Below are 5,385 nucleotides of genomic sequence, written 5' to 3'. Positions count from 1 at the left end.
CGGTGGTAGGCAAAGCGGGAGAGGTTGTGCAGGATCAGCATCAGCAGGCAGCCGAACAGCAGGCCGTAGATCAGCGTCTGGGTCTGGTCGGCGGCGGCAAGTACGGCCGGCTCCAGGGTGATATAAGCATTGAACTGGCGAAACAGCCGCGTATCGCTCAATTGCGCCTCGCGGGAGGCTTGAGGCTGGTCCGGCGCGGCCTGCATGGCCGCCAACTGCATGCAGAAGTAACCCAATTGCACGCACTGCGCCTCGGGAACGCCGGCCCAGCGCGGCACAGCAATGCTGTCCCAGGCCCGCAGGCGCCCTTTGATTCGCGCCGCTTGCGCCTTGGGCAGCCCCATCTGTTGATAATGTTCGGCTTCGATTTCACCGGCGGTCAGCGTGACGATCCAGCTTTCGGCCGCCTGGCTGTACAAGCTGAACGCAGCCAGTTCAGCGTCGTCGGCGTGGGGCGCAATCACCATCACGCGTTGCTGGCGATAATCCGGCTGGCGGAAACGCCAGAGCGTTGGCTGGCCGTTGATCCGGCAAAAACGCCCGCGCAACTGCAGCTTGCCGGCGGCCAACGCGTCGGCGGCGCCTGTCAGGTTGAGGTAACGCCGCCCGGCGACGCCACGCTCGAACACTTGCCGGTCCGGCGTTTCCAGGCCCAGCAGCTCCACCGCTGGGTCGATGAAACGCCCGAGCCACGAGCTTTTCAGCTCGATGCCGACGATCAGCGTGTCGTCCGCTGCCAGCGGTGCATCCAGCACCAACCGTCCCGCGTCCAGGCGCAGGCCTGGCTGCTCACTGCCGTGGGGGAACGCGTAGGCATAATCATCTTTGGGCGAATAGAACAGGTGATCGGCAAACCAGGCTTCATGGGCGGCCCACAGCACCATCGCCAGGATCAACGGCAGCCACCACGCCACGAGCACGCCGGCCGCGATCAGCACCAGCAGGGCGATCAGCAGCGCGATGCGCTTGGTGCGCCGATGACGCTTGAGCAGTTGCTGTTTGCGGCTCATAGGCTGAACACCGGCACCGGGTTGCACCAACGCTCCTTGTATTCACGGTCGGCCCGCCCGAAAGAAAAGCGCAGCGGCTTATCCACCGCCCGCGCCTGTTCCCAGGCGCTTTGCGTATTGAGGAAACTCAACACACTGCCGGGGCTGAAAGCACGGGTCTCGGGGTCGACACCGCCGTTAACGTATTCGATGCTGACCCACTCGGGCGCCTCGACGCGATACACCAGTTGCACGGCAACCGGCGCATCGTTGAGAAACAACACCGAGCCCACCAGGAATTCCTTGAGCATGCCCAGCACCTGCGCCAGATGCTCGGCACCGGTAGCCGGGAAGCCCCAGCGGCGCTGGAACAGGTCGCAGTAGATCGCCGCCAGCTCGGTGCTGGAGAACTCACTCACCGCCCGCACCACGCCACCCGCCTCTTCCAGCAATCGCAATTCGCGGCGCTGGTTGTAGCGAAATTTCTTCGACAGGTCTTCCGGGGTGCGCGCCATGGCCAACTGCTCAGCCTGGGGCTTGAGGGTGCTGACGCGCCCCTCGTTCAAGGCCGACAGGTAGCGCCCACGATGACGTACCGGCAACTGCGCGTCAGCTGCAATCGGCAGGATTATTTCGGCATTGCCCAGATCAAACATACCTTTCTTGCCGCTGCGCTTGAGCACGTCCTTGGACAAGGCCAGGTCGCGCCCCCACGTGGCAATCGCGCCCTTGAGTTCGCCGTCCTGCTCCCAGCCCAGGTACCGCACCGGAATCTGCGCCAGGTTCGCCAACCGTTCGACGATCAGCGGATGCGTCGCCACGCTGCCGCCAAACCGCTGCCAGGCCTGGGCGTAAACCTCGGCCTCGACAGGCACCCAGCCGCGTTCACGCCAACCCTGGAAGCGATTCAGCATTTAAACCACAGCGTCATAAGGGTCCACGCCGTCCTTGACCACCAGGATGTCTTCCATGATCAGGTACTGCAGGTCGGAACCGAAGAACATGTTCAGCGCGTCGGTCGGCGAGCAGATCATCGCTTCGCCACGACGGTTGAGCGAGGTGTTCAGGGACACGCCGTTACCGGTCAGCACTTCCAGCTCTTTCATCATGTCGTAGTAGCGCGGGTTGTATTCGCGCTTGAGCACCTGGGCGCGGGACGTGCCATCTTCATGGACCACTTCCGGTACGCGGGTCTTCCACTCTTCCGACACTTCAAAGGTGAAGGTCATGAACGGCGCCGGGTGATCGACCTTGATCATCAGCGGGGCCACGGTGTCGAGCATCGACGGGCAGAAAGGCCTCCAGCGCTCGCGGAACTTGATCTGATGGTTGATGCGGTCAGCCACGCCAGTGGCGCTCGGGCAACCGATGATCGAACGACCACCCAAGGCACGCGGGCCAAACTCCATGCGGCCCTGGAACCAGGCCACCGGGTTGCCGTCGACCATGATCTTGGCGATGCGTTTAGGCATGCTGTCGATCTTGCGCCAGTCCGGCTTGCTCGGGTGCTTGGCGCAAGCGGCGATCACGTCTTCGTTGCTGTAGGACGGGCCGAGGTAGACGTGTTCCATCTTCTCCACCGGCACACCACGGGCGTGGGACACGTAAGCGGCTGCGCCCACGGCGGTGCCGGCATCGCCGGACGCCGGCTGCACGAACAGCTCCTTCACGTCGTCACGGGCAATGATCTTCTGGTTCAGCTTGACGTTCAGCGCACAGCCGCCAGCGAAGGCCAGCTTGCCGGTTTCCTTGAGGATGTCGCCCAGGTAGTGGTCGATCATCTGCAGGGACAGCTTCTCGAACAGCGCCTGCATGCTCGCCGCGTAGTGGATGTACGGTTCGTCGGCGATGTCGCCTTCGCGCCTAGGACCCAGCCACTCGATCAGCTTCGGCGAGAAGTAGAAACCCTTGCCCTTCTCTTTGTAGCGACGCAGGCCGATGACGTTGGCATAGTCGGTGTTGATCACCAACTCGCCGTTTTCAAAGGAGGCCAGGCGCGAGAAATCGTACTTGCTGGCATCGCCATAGGGCGCCATGCCCATGACCTTGAACTCACCGTCGAGCATCTCGAAACCGAGGAACTCGGTGACCGCGCCGTACAGGCCGCCGAGGGAGTCCGGATCGTAGAATTCCTTGATCTTGTGGATCTTGCCGTTTTCGCCGTAGCCGAAGAACGTGGTGGCGTACTCACCCTTGCCGTCGATCCCCAGGATCGCGGTTTTCTCCTTGAAGCCGGAGCAGTGGTAGGCACTGGAGGCGTGGGCCAAGTGGTGTTCAACCGGCTCGATCTTGATTTTCTTCGGATCGAAGCCCAGTTGCTCCAGGCACCAGACGATCTTGTTGCGGTAGCGCTTGTAGCGACGGTTGCCCATCAGGATCGCGTCAAGGGCGCGATCCGGGGCGTACCAGTAACGCTTGGCATAGTGCCAACGCGCTTCACCGAACAGGCTGATCGGTGCGAACGGGATCGCGACCACGTCAACGTCGGAAGGCTTGATGCCGGCCTGTTCCAGGCAGAACTTCGCCGACTCGTAGGGCATGCGGTGCTTTGCATGCTTGTCGCGAACGAAGCGTTCTTCTTCGGCGGCCGCGATCAGCTTGCCGTCGATATACAGGGCTGCGGAAGGATCATGGCTAAGGGCGCCGGACAGGCCAAGAATCGTCAATGCCACAGGGGTCTAGCCTCTTTTAGTCTGCATGCAGGCGCGCTGCGCCTGAAAAAAGTGTGCTTCCCGTCTGGGCAGGAAACAGCTAAAGGGCGGGATTATAGCTTAAAAGCAGGGGGAAGCTGTTAGCGGCAAGCATCAAGGAGGCTCAGCGGAAGATCTCGATGCTGCCGTCCTTGTTCTGACGGTAGATCGTATAGGGCAGGACCAGCGTATCCAGCACGCTGGAGCCGATGAACTCGATAGCGATGATCGGGAAGGCATTGTTCTCGTGGTCCGACAGGGCTCGGTCATTCAGGCTTTTTTCAGGGACGGGCTCGGCATTGAGCGTACAAAACCCGTAGATCACCCCGCTGTAGATGCGCGGGATGTTTTCGCAGTAGCTGCGCGACTCCTTGAGGTTCTGACTGGCGACGGCGTCCGGGCGAAAGACGGTGTTGATCGTTCCGCAACCGCAGAGCGTCAGCAGGGTTGCGGCCAGCAGCACTTGGGTTCCATGGTTCACGAAACACTCCTTTGATACCGCTGACCCGACACGCCGACGCGCAGCGTAAGAAAGATCCGAAGCGGTCAAGCTCGCGATGGGTTGAAGGCCTTCTTCAACCGGCAGCGCCGATCTCCCTCGGCAAGCGCTGATCGATGACCTGATACAGCGCGCTGCCTTGCGGCCAATTACGCATAAAGCGTGCGCGGTCCTTGGCAAACGCCGCGGCGAAGCTGGCGACAGAGCCGTGCTGACGCATCGCATCCAGGTCGATCAACGCCCAGCGGCCGTCGTGCCAGAACAGGTTGTGACCCTTGAAATCGCCATGGCTGATGCGCTCGCGTATCAGCTCGGCGAACAGATGGTCCAGCGCCAGCAGTTCGTTTTCAGGCGCGTCGCCCTGCTCCACATACGGCGCGAAACGTTCGATAATGTCCGGCCCTGGCAGGTATTCAGTGACCAGGTAAGCACGGCTGCGCAGCCAGAAAAAACGTTTTTCCAGCACAGCCAGCGGCTTGGGCGTGGCAATGCCGAGGAACGCCAGGCGATTGCCTTCGCGCCAGGAATGCCAGGCGCGGCTCGGGCGCCAGAAACGCTTGAGCCAATGGGCGAAGCCCTTGATGTTGTAACGCTTGATCACCAGCGGGCGGCCGGCCACCTCGACCTTGGCCACGCTGGCCGCACCGCCGGTCTTGTACAAATGCCCCTGGTCGAGCAACGCATCGGCCTGTTCCAGTACCGGCAGCATCGCGGTCTCTTCCTCGCGACGGATCGCACGCAAGCCAAACGCGCCGCGCACCACGCTGAACAGCGTGCATTCGCGGCCGACCTTGTCGAGGAAGTCCTTCAGGCGCCAGGTGCTGACCTTGCGCACCTGTTTCTCCAGGGCTTCCAGCGGTAACGCGTGCTCGCCGTTGCTCAGCAAGTAATACACCAGCAATTCTTCGGTAAACGGCGCGAGATTTTTCGGCAACTGGGCGAAAAACACCCCGAGATTTTCCAGCACCCGGTTGCGCGACAGCGGCTGGCCCGCCTGCTCAACGCAGATCCCGGCACCATCGATCAGGTACAGCTTGCCACCCTGGCGCAGCAGGTTGTCCAGGTGCAGGTCTTCCTGCCACAGGCCCTTGGCGTGCATGCGGGCAATCGCGCCCAGTGCTTCAGCGAGCACGGCGGTCTGCTCATCGGCCAACGGCGGCAAGCCTTCGACCGCCTGCCAGGCATCGGCCAGGCTTTCGGCGCCGTC

Annotated in this window: 4 protein-coding genes and 1 pseudogene; all 5 read right to left on the bottom strand. The window is 62.2% G+C overall.

What is annotated here, in order from left to right:
* A pseudogene (locus L9Z73_RS24375) lies at positions 1 to 1,010 on the bottom strand (hypothetical protein); the annotation flags it as partial.
* The gene (locus tag L9Z73_RS24370) at positions 1,007 to 1,903 is read right to left on the bottom strand and encodes an antimicrobial resistance protein Mig-14 (RefSeq protein ID WP_247406535.1); all 897 of its coding nucleotides are present in this window, start codon (positions 1,901 to 1,903) and stop codon (positions 1,007 to 1,009) included. The pseudogene L9Z73_RS24375 and the gene L9Z73_RS24370, both read right to left, overlap by 4 nt.
* Positions 1,904 to 3,661, bottom strand: a complete 1,758-nt coding sequence (locus L9Z73_RS24365; protein WP_247406532.1) for a carbamoyltransferase family protein — start codon at positions 3,659 to 3,661, stop codon at positions 1,904 to 1,906. It abuts the gene before it with no gap.
* Positions 3,662 to 3,803: 142 nt separating this feature from the next.
* Positions 3,804 to 4,160 carry a YceK/YidQ family lipoprotein gene (locus L9Z73_RS24360; RefSeq protein ID WP_247406529.1) on the bottom strand — a complete coding sequence of 119 codons (357 nt, stop codon included), beginning with the start codon at positions 4,158 to 4,160 and terminating at the stop codon, positions 3,804 to 3,806.
* Positions 4,161 to 4,254: 94 nt separating this feature from the next.
* A partial coding sequence (locus tag L9Z73_RS24355) for a lipopolysaccharide kinase InaA family protein (RefSeq protein ID WP_247406511.1) occupies positions 4,255 to 5,385 on the bottom strand: 1,131 nt, incomplete at its 5' end.

This window comes from Pseudomonas emilianonis (genome assembly GCF_023072625.1).
GTDB classification, from domain to species: Bacteria; Pseudomonadota; Gammaproteobacteria; order Pseudomonadales; family Pseudomonadaceae; genus Aquipseudomonas; species Aquipseudomonas paraveronii.
This window is presented reverse-complemented; position numbering and strand designations above follow the sequence as displayed.

Bases quoted from the DNA above. Each gene is read 5' to 3' on its own strand.
- L9Z73_RS24370 (WP_247406535.1), bottom strand. From the start codon at position 1,903: ATGCTGAATCGCTTCCAGGGTTGGCGTGAACGCGGCTGGGTGCCTGTC.